General features: G+C 37.4%; 21 protein-coding genes, 1 tRNA gene and 1 other annotated feature. Of the genes, 4 read left to right on the forward strand and 18 right to left on the reverse strand.

From position 1 onward, the window contains the following. Nucleotides 1-673 precede the first annotated feature (673 nt). From RK02_RS05830 to RK02_RS05885, 12 genes are all read right to left on the reverse strand, one after another. Complete coding sequence (locus RK02_RS05830; protein WP_016183325.1) at nucleotides 674-1,447, reverse strand: AIM24 family protein; 774 nt, start codon at nucleotides 1,445-1,447, stop codon at nucleotides 674-676. A 284-nt stretch (nucleotides 1,448-1,731) separates the two neighbouring features. After that, on the reverse strand, nucleotides 1,732-2,319 hold the full coding sequence (leuD, locus tag RK02_RS05835; protein ID WP_016183326.1) for a 3-isopropylmalate dehydratase small subunit: 588 nt from the start codon (nucleotides 2,317-2,319) through the stop codon (nucleotides 1,732-1,734). Continuing rightward, on the reverse strand, nucleotides 2,319-3,698 hold the full coding sequence (gene leuC, locus RK02_RS05840) for a 3-isopropylmalate dehydratase large subunit (protein ID WP_016183327.1): 1,380 nt from the start codon (nucleotides 3,696-3,698) through the stop codon (nucleotides 2,319-2,321). The genes leuD and leuC overlap by 1 nt, the downstream gene beginning before the upstream one ends. Nucleotides 3,699-3,703: 5 nt before the next feature. After that, complete coding sequence (leuB, locus tag RK02_RS05845; RefSeq protein ID WP_016183328.1) at nucleotides 3,704-4,750, reverse strand: 3-isopropylmalate dehydrogenase; 1,047 nt, start codon at nucleotides 4,748-4,750, stop codon at nucleotides 3,704-3,706. Between the two features lies 1 nt (nucleotide 4,751). Next, nucleotides 4,752-6,269 carry a 2-isopropylmalate synthase gene (locus RK02_RS05850; protein WP_016183329.1) on the reverse strand — a complete coding sequence of 506 codons (1,518 nt, stop codon included), beginning with the start codon at nucleotides 6,267-6,269 and terminating at the stop codon, nucleotides 4,752-4,754. Nucleotides 6,270-6,720: 451 nt separating this feature from the next. Next, nucleotides 6,721-6,794, reverse strand: a tRNA-Arg gene (locus RK02_RS05855). Nucleotides 6,795-6,943: 149 nt separating this feature from the next. After that, complete coding sequence (locus RK02_RS05860) at nucleotides 6,944-7,453, reverse strand: QueT transporter family protein (RefSeq protein WP_016183330.1); 510 nt, start codon at nucleotides 7,451-7,453, stop codon at nucleotides 6,944-6,946. A 223-nt stretch (nucleotides 7,454-7,676) separates the two neighbouring features. Continuing rightward, a complete protein-coding gene (locus tag RK02_RS05865; protein WP_016183331.1) occupies nucleotides 7,677-8,426 on the reverse strand; it encodes a 3-oxoacyl-ACP reductase in 750 nt (249 codons plus the stop codon). Beyond that, the gene (locus RK02_RS05870) at nucleotides 8,416-8,646 is read right to left on the reverse strand and encodes a DUF2829 domain-containing protein (RefSeq protein WP_016183332.1); all 231 of its coding nucleotides are present in this window, start codon (nucleotides 8,644-8,646) and stop codon (nucleotides 8,416-8,418) included. Before RK02_RS05870 ends, RK02_RS05865 begins: the two co-directional genes overlap by 11 nt. 68 nt (nucleotides 8,647-8,714) lie before the next feature. Further along, on the reverse strand, nucleotides 8,715-9,425 hold the full coding sequence (locus RK02_RS05875) for an O-methyltransferase (protein ID WP_016183333.1): 711 nt from the start codon (nucleotides 9,423-9,425) through the stop codon (nucleotides 8,715-8,717). Nucleotides 9,426-9,518: 93 nt separating this feature from the next. Further along, nucleotides 9,519-9,911, reverse strand: a complete 393-nt coding sequence (locus RK02_RS05880; RefSeq protein WP_016183334.1) for a thioesterase family protein — start codon at nucleotides 9,909-9,911, stop codon at nucleotides 9,519-9,521. Nucleotides 9,912-10,053: 142 nt separating this feature from the next. After that, complete coding sequence (locus RK02_RS05885) at nucleotides 10,054-11,070, reverse strand: Gfo/Idh/MocA family oxidoreductase (RefSeq protein ID WP_016183335.1); 1,017 nt, start codon at nucleotides 11,068-11,070, stop codon at nucleotides 10,054-10,056. A 291-nt stretch (nucleotides 11,071-11,361) separates the two neighbouring features. On the opposite strand from RK02_RS05885, the gene RK02_RS05890 reads away from it, so the two are divergent. From RK02_RS05890 to RK02_RS05905, 4 genes are all read left to right on the forward strand, one after another. Further along, the gene (locus tag RK02_RS05890; RefSeq protein ID WP_016183336.1) at nucleotides 11,362-12,255 is read left to right on the forward strand and encodes a MurR/RpiR family transcriptional regulator; all 894 of its coding nucleotides are present in this window, start codon (nucleotides 11,362-11,364) and stop codon (nucleotides 12,253-12,255) included. 144 nt (nucleotides 12,256-12,399) lie between these two features. Further along, nucleotides 12,400-12,607: a binding site (T-box leader), on the forward strand. 42 nt (nucleotides 12,608-12,649) lie between these two features. Then, nucleotides 12,650-14,092, forward strand: coding sequence for a proline--tRNA ligase (gene proS, locus RK02_RS05895; protein WP_016183337.1), 1,443 nt, complete (start codon nucleotides 12,650-12,652; stop codon nucleotides 14,090-14,092). A 132-nt stretch (nucleotides 14,093-14,224) separates the two neighbouring features. After that, the gene (locus tag RK02_RS05900; RefSeq protein ID WP_016183338.1) at nucleotides 14,225-14,923 is read left to right on the forward strand and encodes a B3/B4 domain-containing protein; all 699 of its coding nucleotides are present in this window, start codon (nucleotides 14,225-14,227) and stop codon (nucleotides 14,921-14,923) included. Nucleotides 14,924-15,174: 251 nt separating this feature from the next. Next, nucleotides 15,175-16,458: a TIGR00341 family protein gene (locus tag RK02_RS05905; protein WP_016183339.1), complete on the forward strand. Its 1,284-nt coding sequence runs from the start codon at nucleotides 15,175-15,177 to the stop codon at nucleotides 16,456-16,458. Nucleotides 16,459-16,558: 100 nt separating this feature from the next. Here the strand turns inward: RK02_RS05905 and RK02_RS05910 are convergent, their stop codons facing one another. The 6 genes from RK02_RS05910 to RK02_RS05935 form a co-directional block, all read right to left on the reverse strand. Next, nucleotides 16,559-16,792 carry a hypothetical protein gene (locus tag RK02_RS05910; protein WP_016183340.1) on the reverse strand — a complete coding sequence of 78 codons (234 nt, stop codon included), beginning with the start codon at nucleotides 16,790-16,792 and terminating at the stop codon, nucleotides 16,559-16,561. Nucleotides 16,793-16,813: 21 nt separating this feature from the next. Continuing rightward, a complete protein-coding gene (lplA, locus tag RK02_RS05915) occupies nucleotides 16,814-17,818 on the reverse strand; it encodes a lipoate--protein ligase (protein WP_016183341.1) in 1,005 nt (334 codons plus the stop codon). Between the two features lie 11 nt (nucleotides 17,819-17,829). Then, nucleotides 17,830-18,570 (reverse strand): MBL fold metallo-hydrolase, encoded by a 741-nt coding sequence (locus RK02_RS05920; RefSeq protein ID WP_016183342.1) that lies wholly within the window; start codon nucleotides 18,568-18,570, stop codon nucleotides 17,830-17,832. Nucleotides 18,571-18,635: 65 nt separating this feature from the next. Next, nucleotides 18,636-19,721: a M42 family metallopeptidase gene (locus tag RK02_RS05925; RefSeq protein WP_016183343.1), complete on the reverse strand. Its 1,086-nt coding sequence runs from the start codon at nucleotides 19,719-19,721 to the stop codon at nucleotides 18,636-18,638. A 62-nt stretch (nucleotides 19,722-19,783) separates the two neighbouring features. Next, a complete protein-coding gene (locus tag RK02_RS05930) occupies nucleotides 19,784-20,716 on the reverse strand; it encodes an ATP-binding cassette domain-containing protein (protein WP_016183344.1) in 933 nt (310 codons plus the stop codon). A 3-nt stretch (nucleotides 20,717-20,719) separates the two neighbouring features. Continuing rightward, nucleotides 20,720-21,796, reverse strand: coding sequence for an ABC transporter ATP-binding protein (locus tag RK02_RS05935; protein ID WP_016183345.1), 1,077 nt, complete (start codon nucleotides 21,794-21,796; stop codon nucleotides 20,720-20,722). Nucleotides 21,797-21,800 lie beyond the last annotated feature (4 nt).

A 21,800-nucleotide genomic window follows, 5' to 3' on the forward strand; every position in this document is an offset into this window, starting at 1 on the left:
ACTTTTTTGATTTTCTCAATGGAGAGTAACTCTCGAATTTTCTCATGTCTAAGCAAGCTACTTCACATCTTTGGGTAATCTGTGTCTAACGACTAGCTACTCGGAAAATTTGCCTCGTCGTTTGAAAAAATTTTAAAATCGTTCATTTTTCAAACGGCGAGTAACACTCAAATTTTCTCGTAGCTGTGCGAGTCGTTAGACATCCTTTAAATAATCTGTGTTTTGTAAGTAGCTACTTCATCAAATAAGCCGTTCTGTCAGTAAAATCTTTAGAGCTAAGGATTTTATTGCCAGACCGGAACTTATTTGCTCGTAGCTAGACAACTTACAAAACATCCTTTGTATAATCTGTGTTCAGCAAGTAACTCCTTCGTCAAATAAGCTAGTCTGGTGAAAAATTTTTATAATCATATTATTTTTCCCTGACTAGATCTTATTTGCTCGGAGTTGACCGACTTGCTTCACATCCTTTGTATAATCTGTGTTCAGCAAGTAACTACTCGGAAAATAAGCTAGCGTGTTGTAGAATATCTTTAAAAATAATTGATATTCCACCACGATAGTACTTATTTTCTCGTAGTTAACCGACTTGCTTCACATCCTTTGTATAGAAATAGCCTGGTTACTTTTGGTTTAAGCAAAAGCAACCAGGCTATATTGATTAATTAACTATTTAGCCAAGCCCCTTTAAGACAGGTGCCATTAATACTTTACCCGTTCCTCGATAAACATTAACTAATCCTTCTCCAGAAGCTGCTGAACCAAGTAATGATTTACCAGAACGTTCAACGGTAAAATCTAAGCTACTACTCCAAGCAATCGCATAATTTCCATCCACTTTTAAAACATCATTTTCTAAGGTAATTTCAATTAATTCTTCTTTTGGACAGTGCGATTCTAGACAAACAAAGCCTTGCCCCTTTAAGCCTAGATTAAATAGTCCTTCTCCACCTGCAACCGCTGAAGAAAGGTTAGAACGCATCACTGCTTTTTGTTGAATATCAGCCTCACAAGCCAAAAATAAACCATCATCTAAAACAATTGAGCCTTGCCAATCAGCTAAATCCAGCAATAAAATATGTCGATAAGTAGGCTCTAATACCAAGGTTCCCGTTCCCACATATTCAGGCTTTACGACTGTTTCACCGGTAACCTTGCCTTTAAAAGCTTTACCTAAAAAATCGCCTACCCCTTTAATGCCAGTAGTCGCCTGAACATCACCAACCATCCACTGCATCGCGCCGGCTTGCACCACTACCCCGTTTGTCTGACTTAAATCACAGACCACTTGGCGTTTTCTAACTAACATTTGATTAGCATAGTAAGCAGACATCGCCGTTGATAAGGTTACACTTAAATCACGTTGATATTCAGCAATACTAAAAGGGCCCTTTTGATCAACAACTCGAACATCATCATTATCTAAAAAATTATTCACTTGAAACATAGCACTCACCTCATGACCTTTTTTTCTATTGTAACATAAACCATCCAAGAACTAATGCGTCCTAAGGCGGAAAAATTTTCCTGTACACCAATTAGCCTATTAGTAAAAAATTATCGTAAACAAAACTCCAGCTAGCCTATCTGACTAACTGGAGTTGATTTTGACTTGCCTATTCAAAAGGGTAGTTAGTAAAAAAGCAAGTCGTTTATTGAAAGACTACAGCATCATTTCATGTATATATTTTAGGGAAGACAACATCTATCAGCTGTAGTCGTTTCACAAAATTATTGCCAATAGCTTGGTATAGTTTGTTCATAGTCTTCAATTTGTTGAAGTGATTGTAAGGTAATGCCAATTTCATCCAACCCATTGATTAATTTATGCTTCCAAGTTCGATCGATCGCAAAGGAATGGCGCTGATCATTAAATTGAACAACTTGGTTTGGTAAATCGATGGTAAGAGTAGTCTCAGCAGGTAAATCAGCAATGGCCTTTCTAACTTCAAGCGGTAAAACAATAGGTAATAGACCATTTTTAGTCGCATTCATATAAAAAATATCACTAAAACTACCGGCAATCACCGCTACAAAGCCATAATCCATCAATGCCCATGCCGCATGTTCTCGTGAAGAACCTGAGCCGAAGTTATCACCAGCGACTAAAATCGTTGCCCCTTGATACTTTGCTTCATTTAAAACGAAATCTGGATTTGGCGTGCGATCTTTCAAATAGCGCCAATCGTCGAATAAGAATTCTCCAAAGCCCGCCTTTTCAATCCGTTTTAAATACGATTTTGGAATAATTTGATCGGTATCAATATTATCATTCATAAAAGGGACACTGCGCCCTTGATAAACTGTAAATGCACGCATTATCTTTCACCTACCATTTCTCTAACATCGACAAAGGTACCATGTAGAGCCGCGGCTGCTGCCATCGCTGGCGAGCAAAGATGGGTTCTTGAATTTTTTCCTTGTCGACCTACAAAATTCCGATTTGATGTTGAGGCACAGTGAATATATTCAGGTACTTTATCTGGATTCATCCCTAAACACATCGAGCAACCTGGTTCACGCCATTCAAAACCTGCTTCAATAAAAATTTGATCCAAGCCTAGTTTTTCTGCTGCTTTTTTCACCGGTCTTGACCCAGGGACAACAATTGCGGTGACCGTATCTTTCACCTTTTTCCCTTGAATGATCTGCGCTGCTTCTTGCAAGTCAGACAAACGGCCATTCGTACAAGAGCCGATGAAGACATATTCAATCGGAATGTCACTTGCCTTTTGACCTGGATGCAAATCCATATATTCATAGGCCAATTGATCATTATGATCTTTAATCGTCGGAAAGGCTTCATCAAAAGCCACCGCCATTTCCGGATTCGTTCCCCATGTTACATAAGGGGCTAATTGACTAGCATCCAAGGTTAACAAGCAATCATATTTTGCATCCACATCGGTATAAAGGGTTTGCCAGTCCTCAACAGCTTGCTCAAAATCCTTAGGGGCATATTCTCGATCTTTTACATAAGCAAAGGTTTTTTCATCTGGACGAATCATGCCCATTTTGGCCCCGCCTTCTATGGACATATTACAAATAGTCATTCGTTCTTCCATCGATAAGCTTTCGATTGTATCACCAAAAAATTCAGCTGCATAGCCCACACCAAAATCTACGCCATATTTAGCAATTAAAGCTAGAATAATATCTTTGGCATACACGCCTTTTGGTAATTTACCCGTTACCTGTATTCCTAGATTTTTAGGCTTTTTTTGCCAAATGGTTTGTGTAGCTAGAACATGCTCCACTTCAGAAGTCCCAATCCCAAAAGCAATCGCGCCAAATGCCCCATGCGTAGCTGTATGTGAATCACCACAAACGATGACCTTACCTGGTTGAGTTAGGCCAACTTCTGGCCCAACCATATGAACGATTCCTTGTCGAGCTGAACCATTATCACATAAAGTAATGCCAAATTCTTCACAATTCTTTCTTAGAGTGTCAATTTGTTTTTTAGAAATCAAGTCTGTAATATTAAAAATATCCTGAGTGGGTACATTATGATCCATCGTCGCAAAGGTTTTATCTGGCCGACGAACCGTTCGATTGTTCTGGCGCAAGCCTTCAAAAGCCTGTGGAGAGGTAACTTCATGAATCATTTGCAAATCAACATATAACAATTGTGCTTCGCCCTCTTCACCCAAAATAACATGACGCTCCCACAATTTATCAAAAAGGGTCTTGCCCATAGTTCTCACTCCTCTAGTTTAGCAATTACTGCTTGTGTAAATTCTTCTGTAGTGGCTGTTCCGTTTAAATCCGGAGTTAATACACCCTCAGCCATCACTGCAAAACAAGCCTGCTCAATTTGATCAGCTAATTCTTGATAATCAAACGACTGTCTAAGCATTAAAACGATAGATAAAATCATCGAAACCGGATTCGCAATGTTTTTACCTGCAATATCAGGGGCTGATCCATGAATCGGTTCATATAACGAAATGCCACTGATACTATGACTTGCACTTGGTAAAACGCCAAGTGTACCCGGTAATACAGAAGCCTCATCGCTTAAAATATCTCCAAATAAATTTTCAGTCACAATCACATCAAAACTAGTTGGTTGTTGAACAATTTTCATTGCAGCTGAATCCACATATTGATGCGCTAAGGTGCAATCTGGATACTCTTTAGCTACTTCTTCAGCAATTTTTCGCCATAATTTGCTAGTCGCCAAAACATTGGCTTTGTCGACGGATAAAACCTTTTTCCGTCGACTACGTGCGATTTGAAACGCTTGATGGATTATCCGGCGAATTTCATCTTCATGATAGCGATTCGTATCTACAGCAAAATCTGCAGCCAATTGACGAGGTTCTCCAAAGTAGATACCACTGGTCAATTCACGAACCACTACTAGGTCTGTTCCTTTGACAATCTCACTTTTTATCGGTGAGCAATCTAGTAAAGCATCTGGCACTTTGACCGGCCGAATATTCGCATATAAATGTAAAGCTTTACGCAGAGCTAATAAACCAGCTTCTGGTGTTTTTTCTGCTTGCTCCCATTTTGGCCCACCAATTGCCCCTAGTAAAATTGCATCGGCTTTTTGACAAGCTGCTAAAGTCTCTTTGGGTAAGGGATCTCCATAAGCATCAATTCCTGCGCCGCCAAAGGCATGATGTTCAAAAGTAAAACTATACTGACTTTTTTCACTTGCTGCTTGTAAAACAGCCAATCCACTTGCCATTATTTCTGGACCGATTCCATCGCCAGCTAATACTACAATATTTTTTGCCATTTTATTGCCCTCTTTCTTTTAATAGCGAACTAGCATGGACATAGGCTTTAGCTGATGCTTTCAATACATCAAAGTCTACCCCGACACCATTAATCATCGCTTTGCTCGCCTCATCAATAATACTCACTCTAACCTCAGCTTGTGCATCCTCTCCACTGGTCAAAGCTTGAATTTCATAACTTGCTAACGTTGGCTTTTGCATAAAAACCTCATCGATAGCATTGTAAATCGCTTGAATGCTTCCATCACCAATGGCCGAAGCAGTGTGTATATTTTTTTGCTCATCTTGAATCGAAATCACTGCCGCTTGATAGCCGTTAGAAACATATTGAAGTTGAATTGCTTGTAAATGATAACCATCAGCTGAGCGTCTAAACTTATCCGTGACTAATGCAATTAAATCTTGGTCAGTAATTTGTTTTTTCTTATCTGCCAATACTTTAAATTTCTTGAATAAATCATTAATTGTTGAGCTATCAAGGTCATAGCCTAACTCACTTAGCTTAGCTGAAAACGCATGTCGGCCAGATAATTTGCCTAATGGTAAGGCATTGGTTTTTACGCCAACTAGTTGTGGGGTAATGATTTCATAGGTTTCCGGATTTTTTAAGACACCATCTTGATGAATACCTGATTCATGAGCATAAGCATTTCCACCAATGACCGCCTTGTTTTTAGGAATTGGAATTCCTGATAGTCTTGCCACTAAATCACTAGTTTGTTTGGTTTGTTCTAAGACAATTGCACTGCTACATTGGTAAAAGTCTTTACGAATGTGTAAGGCGACTGCCACTTCTTCTAAAGCAGTATTCCCCGCTCTTTCGCCAATTCCATTAATGGTTCCTTCCACTCGATTGGCCCCATTTTCAATTGCTGCTAACGCATTGGCGGTTGCCATACCTAAATCATCATGGCAATGCGAGGAGAAAATGATTTCCTGATCACTTTTAATATTTTGGGTTAAATAAGCAAAGATTTTTCCGTATTCAGTTGGATTACTATAACCCACCGTATCAGGAATATTGATAATTGTAGCACCGGCATCGATAGCAGTTTGAACTGCTTGTAGTAAAAATGGTAAAGAAGTTCTAGTTGCATCTTCTGGAGAAAATTGCACCTTCTCAAACTTGCTTCTAGCGTAGCGTACATGATAATCAATGGATGCTAATACTTCCTCAGGGGTCATTTTTAATTTATATTTCATATGCACATCACTTGTGGCTAAAAAGACATGAATTTGAGGAAATTTGGCCGCCTTAAGGGCTTCATAAGCTGCATCAATATCTTTTTGCTGACAACGAGCCAAACCGGCAACCGTCATCTTTTTCACTGCTTTACTAATTGCCTCAACAGCCTCAAAATCACCCGGTGAGGCTACTGGAAAGCCAGCTTCAATGGTATCAATCCCCCATTTTTCTAACTGTAAAGCAATTTGAACCTTTTCTTGGGTGTTGAAATTAACGCCTGGTGTTTGTTCACCATCTCGAAGGGTGGTATCAAAAAATTGGATTTTTCTCATTTTGCCTATACTCCTTAGTCCTAGAATTTTTCCTACAAAAAAAGCATCCCATAAAGTACCTTTCTTTATGCAATGCCAATAGAACTCTTTATTTATGCTAATGTTTGCAGTCAAAAGAGTTCTCTATCGTAATAATAATAATAAACCAAATGCTTGAATTGTTTGTTTTTTCATCTTACTCACCTAACAAAATAAATAATTTATTAAAAAATACCTAATTTTTAATTAGAAGTCAAGTGTTTTTGCTAAATTTTCTGAATATTTTTTATATAAATAAAATGAACCGGCTTTTTCTATGCGTAACTACTCGAAAAATTTGTCTTATCACTTGTATAAATTTCAACTTCTGCTAATTTTTTCAAAGGATTCGTAACACTTAAGTTGATCGTAGTAGGTTTATTCTTAGATAACAAAAAAATCCTTAGAGACTTTGAATCTCTAAGGATATTAGCGTCACAGGAGGGATTCGAACCCCCGACCGTTCGCTTAGAAGGCGAATGCTCTATCCAGCTGAGCTACTATGACCTATCAGCAACAAAAATGATTTTAGCAGATTTTCAGCTGATATGCAAGCCATTTCTGCTAAATTTCTTAAAATAAGATAACTTTTTTTTAAAAAATTACTATAAAAAAAGCAGTTGTCCATCCATTACAACTACTTTAAACATCTATTTTTATTTTGTTAAATCTATTTTTTTACCAACAGTATAAATAATAACTGCCCCAATTGCCATCGCAATAAACTCACCGATACCAATCGTTAACCAGTTAAAGAAAAATGGGGCATCATAAAGGAAAGTTAGCTCTCCTGAAATAGTAAACATCGATACCGCACAAATCATCGTACTTACAGCCATTTTCTTTTTCATTGAAGTCATATTAGCAGTTACCTTCACATTGATTAATAAAACAACTAAGGTAGATAGGGTACCGACAATTAAATCGACCACACCATTTTGTGAAAATAAATTAGAAATAAATACACCTATTGTTACTGCCCAAATATAGCGTTTATTATACAACGGCATAAAATTAAACATTTCGGATAAACGAACTTGAATGGCACCATAACTAATCGGTGCTAAAACAACGGTAATGACTACATATAAAGCAGCCACAATAGCGGATCTGACTAATTCCAAAGTTTTACTTTGGCTAGTTACTTGATGAGTTGGTTGATTCATAATAACACTCCTTTGCAAGGGATTCCCTTGGTAATAAGCTGCGACTAAAGGATGGAAGTTTCGCAGTGTGGACTTTCCACGAATGCTATCATAACACAGATTGCTTAAAAATCAATATTTTTGGCCAAAAAAAAGAAATGAGTCTGGTAAATTCCCATTTTTACTCATTTCTTTAAATCTATTACGACTAAAGTCGCGAGTATGCGCACGCTTTTTAAATCGCTTATTTCAATAACCAGCCGCCATCGATAGGAACAATGGCGCCTTGTAAGTAACTGCTTTTTTCACTTGCTAAAAACAGGGTTAGCTCGGCAACTTCTTGTGCCTTGCCCCACCGTTTTACCGGTGTTTCATCAGCGACCCATTTCGCCATCTTTCCATCACCAGCAAAATCAGCTGCATTCATGGGCGTTTGAATCGCACCTGGAGCAATGGCTTTCACCGAAATTCCTTGATCGGCATAGTCTAAAGCAATTTGCTTAGTAAAACCTGCGATAGCATGTTTACTTGCTGTATAGGCTACCCCACCACCACCAGCAACTAGACTGGCAATCGAAGCCATATTAATAATCGTTCCACTTTTTTGTGTTAGCATAGTAGGCAACACCAATTTAGTCAAATAAAACATACTATCCACATTGGTCCGCATGATTTGCTGCCAACTTTCAAGTGTAGTATTTAAAAGATCCGCATAGCCATCTAGCTTGCCAGCCGTATTTAGTAAAATATCGATTTTTTGATACTGTTTCAGGCAAGCATTAACTAGCTCCTGACATACCTGCCAATCAGCTACATCAGCTTGATAAAAAGTAAACTGTGGCTGTTTGAGTAATTCGCAAGGTGCAGCTTGGATATCTGCTCCAAACACAAACGCTCCTTGCGCCAAGAATGCTTGCGCCTGCGCGAGACCAATTCCTGAAGCACAACCAGTCACGAAAATTACTTTACTAGCAAACTCACGATTATTTTGCATACTCAACAATTTCCCAATCATCAGCTAAAATATCGCAAACAGTTGGTGCAAAGCTTGAAAAACCTTCATCTGAGGTTTTAATTAAAAAATACGGGGTAACTGGGGCTTGTTCATATTCTTGACCATCCACCAAAGTAACATATAATTCATAGCCACTCCAGCCTTTACGGATAATTTTAGCCCCTTTTTTTAATTCAGGTAAAATTTGTTCAAAAGTCATCGCGTTTCTCCTTCTTTCCACTAACCCTTTAATAGCTAATTGAGGCTAACAGGGTACTCATTTTTGATTTATTTTGTTTCTGTTATTTGTAAAGAATTTGGATCAATCTCAGCAGCTTCTTTAGTAATCAAGGCAATTCCATCTCCTAAAGGAACCAAAGTCGTAGTAAGGTCTGCATGCGTGGTAATAACGGTTAAAAATTCATTCAATTTACGATGAATCGCGCGTTTACCTCGTGGAATCGTTTCATAGGGATCTAAAATCGTGCCCCCTTGAAAAATATCATCCACCATCAAGACCCCACCTTGCTTAAGCAGGCGTAAACATTCAGGTAAAAATTCAATATATTTTGATTTCGCACTATCCATAAAAATAAAATCATACGGTCCTGTTAAGGTAGGCAAAATTTCAGCAGCCTGTCCTTCTAAAAGTGTGACCTTATCCGTTAAACCAAGTCGTTCATAGGTCTTTTTAGCTTTTTCAATCATCACTTCATAACGATCAATGGTCGTAACATGGCCTTTTTCACCCACAAATTGCGCCATTAAACTAGACGAAAAACCAATCGCACAGCCAATTTCTAAAATATTAACTGGTTTTAGCTGACCAAGTAAAAATTGCATAAAAACCACGGTTTCATGCGGAATAATCGGTACTTCTTGCTGATTGGCTTCTTGTTCAATTTTACCTAGCTCACCAGGTAAAGCCTTTTGTTGGGTTCTTAAATAATCAACCAATTCTTTTTTAACAACTGGTCGATGCATCATCTCATTTCTCAAACAATTTCCTCCACTTTCTAGTTATTACACTTAAAATTCATTATAACTTTTTCATTTTAGCTAGGCAACTCAGCAAATTTTCACCCATCATCCTTATTTTTGATGCAGCTTTTGTTGAGCTTTTTCGCTAAATTGCATTCGATTGACGATAAACCGTTCATGCGTACCTTTAGCTATTAAATCGACTTCATCATAGACTTCAAAAGAAAAAACCAATCGTTTACGATCAATGGTAGTTAAATTGGTGTGACAAGTGACTTGCAGGCCAACAGGTGTGGGTGCTAGATGGTCCAAAACGATATTGGTGCCCACCGTTGTTTGTTCAGCTGAAAGGCATGAAGCAATACTTTGCCAAGCCGTTTTTTCAACTAACGCCAAAAGACTAGGGGTAGCAAAAACCGCCAATTCACCACTTTCTACTTGTTGTGCCGTCTCCTTTTGAGTAACGATCATCGTCTGTTGTGCTTTTTGATTCATCGCTAGCATTTTCATCCGCCTCCAAATGTTCTTTTCTTACTTATCTTATACCGAATAATCTAAAAAGAAAAGAAAACAAAAAAGAGACAAAGCCCCCCATGTCAACGAAAAAGGCTTTGTCAAAGGCTAGTAATATAATTAAAAACAGAAATTAAGGAAGCTGGTGGATAGCAGCCTCTAATAACTTCATTTGAAACAGCGTCTCTTCATCCTTTACGAGCTTATCCTTTCCATTAATAAGCGTCTCGTAAAGTGCTTCATAAAATCGACTATAATCGCCGACTTCAGAAACGACCTTCTCTTCATGATAACGACCATAGTCATCGACATAGGTCAACGTACCATAATGTTCAGGTAAATCCAGACCGAAATCAGCATGCTCAGGTAGATAAAACATCTTTAAATGCTCTTCCTGACGATCCTTTGTTTCTTTTACGAACATCCCCTTTGTTCCATAAACAACAAAGCTCGGTCTTGGTTTAATTCTAAAGTAACTAGATTTTACAGAAACTTTTAGCATCCCATAATATAAATCTAAATCGAAATAATCGTTCATCCGACCTTCCCCCAAAAGCTGGCGAACTTCCAATTTAGAATCATCTGGTATTCCAAAATAAGAAATGACTTGATCTAAAGTATGACAAGCATGCCCATATAAGAAACTATCTGCCACTGAAAAATGCTCAGTGTTTAACGGCACTTCTGGACGATAGTAATCAAAGTGCATTTCCATCTCTAACAAATTACCTAATCGACCACTTTCAATCACCTTTTGCACAGTTAAAAAGTCAGAATCGAAACGACGATTTTGGTAACATTGAACGAATAAATTTCGTTCACTTGCAATATCAAACAACTCTTTGGCTTCGGCATAGCTTAGTGAAAATGGTTTTTCAACTAAAACATTTTTACCATGCAATAAAGCATCTTTAGCTAAGGCATAGTGTGAAGCATTAGGTGTAGTGATAATTACAAGCTGGATTTCATGATCACTATAGATATCGTCTAATGAATCAGTATAATTCACTCCATCAATCGCTTGCCAAGTATCACGTAAAGTTCTAGCATAAATGCTCTTTACACGTATTTTATCTTTCAACTTTAAAGCAAACGGTAGATGATAACGATTGGTACTTTTGCCATTACCGATGTAAGCGATAGTTAACATGAAATCCCCCCCATTCCTGATTCTCATTATACGTTTTTTTCATCGTTAGCAAAGATTTTAGCTGATTTTTGGCAAAAACTTTCACAAAAAAGCCTTTTCTTTCAAATGAAATTGAATATTTTTTTCAAAAATTTTCAACTTGTCTAGCTAAGATAGATAAATATTTAACAAAAAGGATTAAAACCTTTAAAAAAACATCCGATGTTTTATCATGAGATTTTTTTCTTATTTATATTTAATTTTATAATGTGATATAATTAACATGAGTTTATCGTAACGGAGGAGATAAAGATGTTTTTGATTGATAAATTACAATCAAAATCTAGTTTAACCATTAATGAAGAAAGAATTGCTGAATATGTACTAAAGAATATTGACAAAATCCCCCAAACTACCTTGGAGGAATTGGCACAAAATACTTATACATCTCACTCTGCAATTGTTCGTTTTGCTAAGAAAATGGGTTATGATGGGTTCAAAGAATTTAAACAAGCCATTAGTGAAATTGTTCATCAACGGCTACACGAACTGGATTCAGTTAATCCTAATTTTCCATTTGAGCCTGGTGATAATCCTCAAGTCATCGCCAAAAAAATGGCAACCTTAACGACTGAGACAATTCAACGAACCTTAGCCCAATTAGATTTTCAATTGCTTGATCAAATGGCTGCCAAAATGCTAACTGCCAATCGGATTTTTATCTTTGCTCAAGGTGATACGCAAATTAGAGGGCGCAGCTTTCAAAATAAATTGATGAAGCTCAACAAATTTTTAATTATCGCTGAAGAATATGCTGATGAAGATTGGACTGCCGCTAATGTTTTGCCAGGTGATTGCGCCTTATTTTTAACCTATAGTGGTCGAATTAAGCAATATCAACGTTTCTTAGAACATTTTAAACAGAATAATATCAGTACTATTTTAATTTCAGGCAATCCTCATTCAGAATTGGTTGGACTAGCTGATCTTTGTCAAATCATTACGCAAAATGAGTATGATTTTTGGAAAATCGGGACTTTTTCATCACAAATTGCTTTTCAGTATGTTTTGGATACTATCTTCTCTATCATGTATAGTCAAGATTACCAAAAAAACTTGGTAAATTTAAAAAATAAATACGAATTACTAAAACGTGGCTTATTTGCTGGTGAAAATCCCGCCGATAAAGACCAATTACATGAATAAATTTGTTAAACAAAGTAAGATCTTTTCATTTGAAAGCATCTTGCTTTGTTTTTATAGACCACTATACAGGTAAGAAAGAAAACAAATACTCACCTATTCATTTTTCAAAAGAAAGACTTGCTTTTTTTATTATTTCCGTATAGGATTAACAGTAGATTTGGACTAGTAGCAAAAAGATGTTTCAAGAGAGCTGAAGCTAGGCTGGGACTTTGGCACCACTGTTTTTGTGAACCTACCATTTATTTTTGATTGCAAAACAATCGGGCGCTGTCTCCTTATCGACAGTTAAAGTGGACTGCACAAGGCAGTCAATAAAGGTGGTACCGCGAAATTACAGCATTTCGTCCTTTTTTAAGGATGGAATGCTTTTTTATTATTTTTTAGGAGGATATTTATGGCAGAGACTAACCAAACAAATGATTTTACAGAATGGTATTTACAAACCGTTCAACAAGCAGAATTAATGAGCTACTCACCTGTTAGAGGATCAATTATTTTCCGTCCAGATGGCTTTGAACTTTGGGAACATATTCAAGAAGAATTCAACAAGTTTTTACGTCAAGAAGGCATTCGTAATGCCTACTTCCCTATGTTAATTCCTAAGAGCTTTTTCATGAAAGAAGCCGATCACATTGAAGGCTTTGCTCCTGAACTACCTTGGGTGACCGAAGTGGGCAATGAAAAATTAGAAGAACCATTGGCTTTACGACCAACTTCAGAAACAATGATTGGTTCAGCCTTTTCAGATTGGATCAATTCTTATCGTGATCTACCTTATGAAATCAACCAATGGGCCAACGTATTCCGTTGGGAGAAAAAGACGTTACCATTCTTGCGTACCTCAGAATTTTTATGGCAAGAAGGACATACTGCCCACGTTGATGAAGCCGATGCACGTCGTCGAACTATGCGTGTATTAGACGAATATGCGCGTTTATGTGAAGAATTTTTGGCCATCCCAGTTTATAAAGGGCAAAAAACACCTTCTGAGCGATTTGCTGGTGCAGTGGATACCTATTCAATCGAAGCGATGATGAAAGATGGTAAAGCGGTTCAAGCGGGAACTTCTCACTATATGGGAACTAAATTTGCTCAGGCCTTTGATATTACTTACTTAAATAAAGAAAATCAACATACCTTAGCCCATACTACTTCATGGGGTGTTTCGACACGTTTATTAGGTTCATTAATTATGACCCATGGTGATGAAAAAGGCTTGGTCTTCCCACCAACTGTTGCACCAACCCAGGTTGTTTTATTACCAGTTGGCCCATGGAAGAAAAATCCAGCAATCATGGAAAAATTAGATGAAATCTTTGCAAATCTTAAACAAAAAGGCATCCGCGTACGTCTAGATGATTCTGATAATTCTCCAGGTTTTAAATTTAATGAATGGGAATTAAAAGGTGCTTGCTTACGTGTTGAATGTGGCCCTCGTGACTTAGAAAACGGTCATGTAATGGTGAAAATGCGTGATCTTGATGAAAAAGTAACCGTAAAATTCGAAGACTTGGAAAACTACATTGACGAACAATTACAAGCGATGACCCCTCGTCTATTGCAAGCGGCTAAAGAACGCAATAAAGCTAATGAACATTACGATATTAATACTTTAGATGAATTAAAAGCGCATATTGAAGCATCTAAAGCAGCAGGCAAGGTACCAGGTTTTGTCTTAATTGGTTGGGATGGCACCGAAGAAACCGAAGCCAAAATCAAAGAAGAAACCGGCTTTACTACTCGTAATATCCCATTTGAAGTGCCAATGCAAAAAGAATTTGACATCGTTAGTGGTAAACCTGCTAAACATACGCTATGGATTGCTAGAGCCTACTAATCCCCCAAAAACGTCTACTGAAACACTGAGTAGACGTTTTTTTGATTGATTAAACATTTTTCTTGCAAAATGTCCAAACGCTTATTATGATAATAATATATTGCAAATGCAACATATAAGGAGGGAAATTTAATGAAAGAATTAATTATTCATGAAGCATTTTGGCAACTTTTTCCTGAAGGACGAATTAATGTGCTTGTCGTAAAAAATATAAACAACCAACAAACGATTGATAGTCAGCCCTTATTAGATCAAGCTTCAACCAATGCATTATCATTCACTCAGGAAGAAAGCTGGACTGACAATCCTGTCATTAGTCAGTGGCGCCAAGCTTATCAACAATTCAAAACTAAAAAAGGCGCACGCTCATCCATCGAAGCTTTGTTAAAACGAAACAAACAAGGCCACCCTGTTAAGTCAATTAATCCACTTGTTGATTTATACAATGTTATCTCTCTGACTTATGGTGTCCCTTGTGGAGGGGAAGATCTTGCAAAAATTGATGGTAATTTAAATCTCGGACTAGCTAAGGGGGGAGAATCCTTCTTACCTTTAGGCGCTGAAGAAGATAGTCCCGCACTTGCTGGTGAATTATGCTATTTTGACAATACTGGTGCTGTATGTCGCTGCTTGAATTGGCGCGAGGCACAACGAACCATGCTCACTGATACAACTCAAGAGGCCATATTGTTGATTGAAGCTATTAACAATGAGCAAGCGCAACGTGCCGATGAAGCAATCCTTCACCTACAAGAATTAGTTGCTGCTACATTAGGTGTAAAAGGAGAAATTTATCATTTAACACCTACTAATACAACCATCACACTTTAAATGATTCAAAACTAATAAACTAACATTAATCAATCCGAGTTGCTTCATTCAGATGGCAATAGCTAAATGAATGATCAAGCTCGGATTTATTTTGCCTCTCAGCTCTTTTATTTTTCATAAAATGCTAGAAAAATGGTACAGTAATTTCTCATTATCTGAACCTGCAAGTATGATTGCTTATATTTTTCGTTTTTTTTCCAATTTTGTTATACTATTAGTAATAAAAAAATAGCCTAAAAGGAAGTGAGTCCATGAAATTGCCAACCAATGATAATTATACCAATCAAGAATTCTATCAAAAAATGTATGAAGACAGTGATATCACTCGTGAGGATTTAATTATTCTAACTTGCGCCATTTTTATTGCCTCAATTGGACTTAACATGAATTCACAAGCAACCATTATTGGGGCCATGCTCATTTCACCTTTGATGTCACCAATTTTAGCCATCGGTACAGCCATCGCAATTTATGATCAACAACTATTGCAAAGAGCTGCCAAGACCTTATTAATTGAGGTTGGTTTGAGTATTTTAGTAGCTAGCTGTTACTTTTATTTTTCACCGATTAGCCATGCTAGCCAAGAAATTATCAATCGCACCTCGCCAACTATTTGGGATGTATTAATCGCCTTTTTTGGCGGCGCTGCTGGGATTATTGGTGCTCGCAAAAAAAGTGTGAACAATATCGTCCCTGGTGTGGCAATCGCAACTGCGCTAATGCCTCCTATTTGCACAGTTGGTTATGCGATTGCTAGTAAAAATTTAGCCTATATGACCGGGGCAGCCTATCTTTTTATTATTAATGCTTTTTGTATTATTTTAACGACCATCGCCGGTGTAAAAAGCTTACGCATGCCGACTAAACAAAGAGTCAATGCGCAGCCTAGACTGGCTAAAAGCAAACGGATTCTCTATATTGTCCTAACCATTTTAATTATTATTCCTAGCCTAGTTTCAGCCAATTCATTAGTGCATCAGTCCATTTTAGAGGCAAATGTCAAAAATTTTGCTAACGAAGAATTAGCACATACAACCATAATTAAGCAAAGTATTGATGAGGAAAAACAAACCTTACGCTTCACTATCGCCGGCAATGATTTTACTGATCAAAAAATTCAAGACCTGCAAAATGATTTAGTGCACTATGGATTAAAGGGATATCAATTAAAAATCACCCAAATTGCAGAACTTTCACAACTATCGGGTAAACAATTTGAAGATTATATCAATAGCATCATCGAGGCCAATCAAAGCAATCAGCTTGCAAATAAAAATACTGATAACGATGATTCTACTGAAAATGCTATCGTCTTAAGTGAAAAAATCCAACAATTATCGCCTGATACCATACAACAAGTGACTGTTGCAACCGGCTATCAAAAGGATCAATGGTTGGAATTAGTCATTATTCAGCCGAAAAAGACCTTGAGTGCAGATGAGAAAAAACAATTGAGCAAAAAAATTATGAAACGCTACCCTGAAATTGACCAAGTCTTTTTCACTGATTTAAACCAAAAACAACAGCTGAACTAAGCCGTGTAGCCTGTTTTTCATCCTTGAATAATTTGTGTTTTGTAAGTAACTCCTTCGTCAAAAAAAGCCACTCTGAAACTAGAGTGGCTTTTTTAGGCTATTAACGGACAAAATTTTGTCCAAAATCACGAATAATTTTTAATACCTCATCTTTAGATTCAGGCTTTAGCCAAGGCGTTAGCTTCGCTTTAAAGCTCGCTAAAAACTCAAGATCAAAACTGCCTTGTGCTTGTTTGGCAAAGCTTTCTTTTAGTAAAGACTGGGCATCTTCAAGATTTTCTGTTTTTACTCGCGCGAGAATAAATTCATAAAATTTTTCTTGATAAGCATTCATCATCTGCACCCCATCAAAGGATTAATAGATTAGGCCTAAGAAATCTGTTTTTTCAATATTACCAAAGTATTTTTGTAAATCAATGGTGTCAATGACTGCTGCTAAATCTTCTTTAGCATAACGAGTGCCAATTAGTTTTTCTTCCACATCTTTAATTTCACCTAAGCCAAAGAAGTCGCCGTAAATCTTCAAATCAGAAATCTTACCTTCTGCAACATTTAAACGCACCTCAATTGAACCGATAGCAAAACGTTGGCTTCTTTGTAAATCAAAGGCTGGTGACTGTCCATAGTTCCAATCCCAATTGCGATAATATTGGTCAGAAATGGCATAAACTTTTTGCCAATCTTCATCAGTTAAGGTATAAGTTTTAATTTCTGCTTCACTGTCAACACCAAAGATTTTCAATAAAATTGCTTGTCTAAAATCTTTCGTCGTCATGTTTTGTTCACTTGCTGGTAAAAACGGTTTAATGTTCGTTACACGAGAGCGGATAGACTTGATTCCTTTAGATTCGATTTTTTCCTTCTTCACCTTTAAGGCATTAACCACTTCATTAATATCACTATCAAACATAATTGTACCGTGGGCAAACATCCGACCATTTGTCGCATACATCGCGTTACCAGAAAATTTTTGATCATTGATTACTAAGTCATTTCGTCCCTTTAATTGGGCACCACTCACCCCTAATTCATGTAGGGCTTCAATAATTGGTTTCGTTAATTTTTCAAAATCACGGAAAGATTGACCGTCATCTTTCATAATAAAGCTGAAGTTTAGATTCCCTAAATCATGATAAACAGCCCCCCCACCGCTAAACCGGCGCACAACATGAATCCCATGAGCATCCACATATTCTTTATTAATTTCTTCAATCGTATTTTGATTCCGCCCAATAATGATTGAAGGCTCATTAATGTAAAATAATAGGATGGGTTCATCGACCTGCATTTCCTGTAATAAAAATGTTTCAATGGCTAAATTAATTCGTGGATCGGTAATTTCATTAGGTACAAATAACATTTTTCTTCCTCCTAAATTTGGTAACTGTCACCGACTTTGGCAATAGTTACTTGAACATTTTCACCAGCTTCTTGTTGTGCCTGTGCTTGTAGTAATTGCCAGTCCCCTTCTTCTGGTAAATGTGTAAGGACCAGACGTTCTACTTTAGCCGCTTTAGCAATTTGACCAGATTCTTGTGCAGTAAAATGCGCATGATGTTTTTCAGCGCCATTAAATAAATAGGTATCTGCTAAAAAGAGATTAGCATCTTTAGTAAATTCAACAAATGAATCCAGGTATCCAGAATCACCAGTGAATACAAAAACTTTACCTGTACTATTCTCTACAAAGCGCATAGCATAGCATTCAACCGGATGTATCGTTTTCATAAATGTAACAGAAAACGGTCCCAAATTCAACTGTTTTACCTTGAGATAATCTATTCCTTGACTGACCTCATTCATCGTTAAATCATTGAAATGAAACACATCATTTCCGTGACCATAAATGGGCAAAATGCGACTGTGATCACGACGCGCAGATAATTGCCACATATATTGTAAAACACCTAAATCTGCAATATGATCGTGATGATAATGACTTAATATCACCGCATCTAATCTTAAAGGATCGATATGTTTACCTAGCTCCATTAATGTATGGCTGCCTGCATCCAGTAATAATTTGTAATCACCTGATTCTAATAAATAGCCGGTAGTTCCTTGATTATGTGAAGGATACGCACCCATACAGCCTAAAATTGTTAACTTCATTTAACATCCCTCCAGCATTTAAAAAGGCAATCTGGTCTTTCACCAAGATTGCCTCATTCAATCTATTAATAGCTTAATAATTCATCAACCGTTTGACGATCTAATCGACGGACAACTTCAGTAACTAATTTTACTGTGTTTAAATAATCATCTTCATGGATAACTGAAGTATGAGAATGTAGATAGCGCACAGGTACTGTAATGGCTAAAGATGGCACCCCTTTGCGTGTTAAGTGCATCTGACCAGCATCCGTACCGCCGCCTGCAATCACTGCATATTGGAACGGAATCTCTAATTCTTCAGCAACTTTTACCACAAAATTTAATAGCTTTTTATGGGGAATCATGGAGGCATCAAAGATTAAAATTTGTGGCCCTTTACCTAAAACAGAATCTGCCTCTTTTGGAGTCATTCCCGGTGTATCCCCAGCTGTACCAGTATCTAAAGCCAATGCAATATCTGGATTTACCAAGTAGGTACTGGTTCTGGCACCACGCAAGCCAACTTCTTCCATCACGTCACTACCAGCATATAATTGATTATTGTGACCTTCAGTTGCTAGATTTTCTAAGACACGTAGCGCAACTGCGGTACCCACTCGATTATCCCACGCTTTGGCTAATAAGAATTTGGTATCATTTAAACGTTTATATTCGATATAAGGGGTAATCATATCTCCAGGACGAACGCCCCAAGCTTTAACCTCTTCTTCACTGGTTGCACCAACATCGATAAACATATCTTTAATATCATAAGGCTGTTTGCGCGCTTCCGGACTTAAAACGTGTGGTGGCTTACAACCAATTACACCATGAATCAATTTTCCTTCACTCGTTTTGATTTCAACTTGTTGGGCAAGCATCACTTGTGACCACCAACCACCTAAAGTCTGAAATTCAATAAACCCTTTTTCGGTAATTTTTGTTACCATAAAGCCAACTTCATCCATGTGGCCTGAAATAAAAATTTTAGGTGCTTGTTCATCTTGACCATGCTTGGCAATCACACTTCCGATACCATCAAACATGATTTCATCAGCGAATGGTTTGGCATAAGCTTTAAAAATTTCTCGTACCTCTTCTTCATTGCCAGGCACTCCTCTAGCGCTGGTTAAATCAATTAATAATTGTTCATCCTTTTGCTCTAACATAAAATTGCCCTCTTTCCTTAATTAACATCTGCTAACTACTATAATATCATACGTTGGCATAATTAGTATTCTAAACGATACTTTTCAATTTCATTTTTATTGCCATAAACAAAATGTCCTGGAACAACTTCCTCAAAACTTGGTTTATCTACTGAATAATCATGAGCACTTGGATCATATACATGTAGCTTTTTCTTCTTTGCCAAAATCGGATCTGGAATTGGAACCGCCGATAGTAAAGCTTTTGTATACGGATGAATTGGATGATTGAATAATTCCTCCGCCTCGGCTAATTCTACAATTTCTCCACGGTAGATAACCGCAATTCGATCCGAAATAAAGCGTACCACTGATAAGTCATGAGCAATAAAAAGATAAGTCACCTCTCGTTCTCTTTGGGCTTCTTTAAGTAAATTCAAAACCTGCGCACGAATGGATACATCTAATGCGGAAATAGGCTCGTCAGCCACCACCAATTCTGGCTCCATAATCATTGCTCGGGCAATGCCGATTCGCTGACGCTGACCACCTGAAAATTCATGTGGATAACGATACATATGTTCAGGTAATAACCCAACCTTTTCTAGCATCGCACGTACTTTAGCTTCTCGATCAGCATCATCTTTATAAAGATTGTAGTTATACAAACCTTCTGAAATAATATAATCAACTGTTGCTCTTTCATTCAGTGAAGCTGATGGATCTTGGAAAATCATTTGGATTTGCTGAATAATCTCATGACGTTTTTGTTTAGTGATGCCTCCATTAATCTTTTCACCTTTAAAATTGATTTCCCCTTTACTGGTTGGATTCAATCCAACAATTGCCCGTCCAATTGTTGTTTTCCCTGAACCTGATTCTCCTACTAATGAGAAAGTTTCGCCCTTATAAATATCAAAATTCGCATTTTTTACAGCGACAAAACGATTCTTTCCTTCACCAAAGGCTATTTCTAAATCTTTAATGGATAGTAATACTTCTTTGTTATCTTTCACGAATCAATTCACCCCTTCTTCAAAATCATCCGCATCAATTTCTTGGGTAAGATGAATCATTCGCTCATGTAACTGCTTAATTTTTTCAGGTGTATCAACTTTAGGAGCTCTAGGATCAAGTAGCCAAGTCTTAGCAAAATGTGTTGGTGTTACCTCAAACATCGGTGGCTCTGCTTTAAAGTCAATCTCCATCGCATATGGACTACGAAAAGCAAAAGCATCGCCTACAATCTCTTTGTATAACGATGGTGGCGTACCCGGCACATAGTAAAGTTCTTCACCTTTTTCACTTAATTGTGGTAAAGAAGATAATAAACTCCATGTATATGGATGTTTAGGATCATAGAAAATTTCTTCAGATTTACCAATTTCGATGATTTGACCAGCATACATTACAGCTACCCGATCGGCGATAGACGCTACTACCCCCAAGTCATGAGTGATAAAAATAGTAGTAAAACCATACTCCTTTTGTAATTCCTTAATTAAATCAAGAATTTGCGCTTGAATGGTTACATCCAATGCTGTTGTAGGTTCATCACAAATTAAGATCTTTGGTCGGCAGGCTAAAGCAATCGCAATAACTATTCGCTGACGCATTCCACCTGAATATTGGAAAGGATATTCATCGTAACGGTGAGCTGCATTAGGAATCCCTGTTTTTTCCATCAATTCAATAGCTAATTTTTTTGCCTCTTTCGGCGTTTTGCCACGATGCTTAATAATCACCTCAGCAATCTGTGAACCAATCGTTCGAATTGGATTTAAAGATGTCATAGGATCTTGAAAAATCGTGGCAATTTCTTTGCCTCGAATTGCTTCCCAATCCTTGTCCGTTTGATAATCGGTTAAAACCTTGTCATCATAGATAATTTTTCCTTCGCTGACACGTCCGTTTTGTTCTAACATTCCGGTAAAGGTTTTTGTCAGTACGGATTTTCCTGAACCTGATTCTCCTACAATAGCTAAAATTTCGCCTTCCTCTAAACTTAGTGAGACATTCCGAATGGCCTTTAATTGACGCTTTCTGACTTGGAAGCTCACTGAAACATTTTCAGCCGTTAAAATCGTCTTACTCATTTTC

It is taken from the genome of Enterococcus columbae DSM 7374 = ATCC 51263, from assembly GCF_000406925.1.
Classification (GTDB): domain Bacteria; phylum Bacillota; class Bacilli; order Lactobacillales; family Enterococcaceae; genus Enterococcus_E; species Enterococcus_E columbae.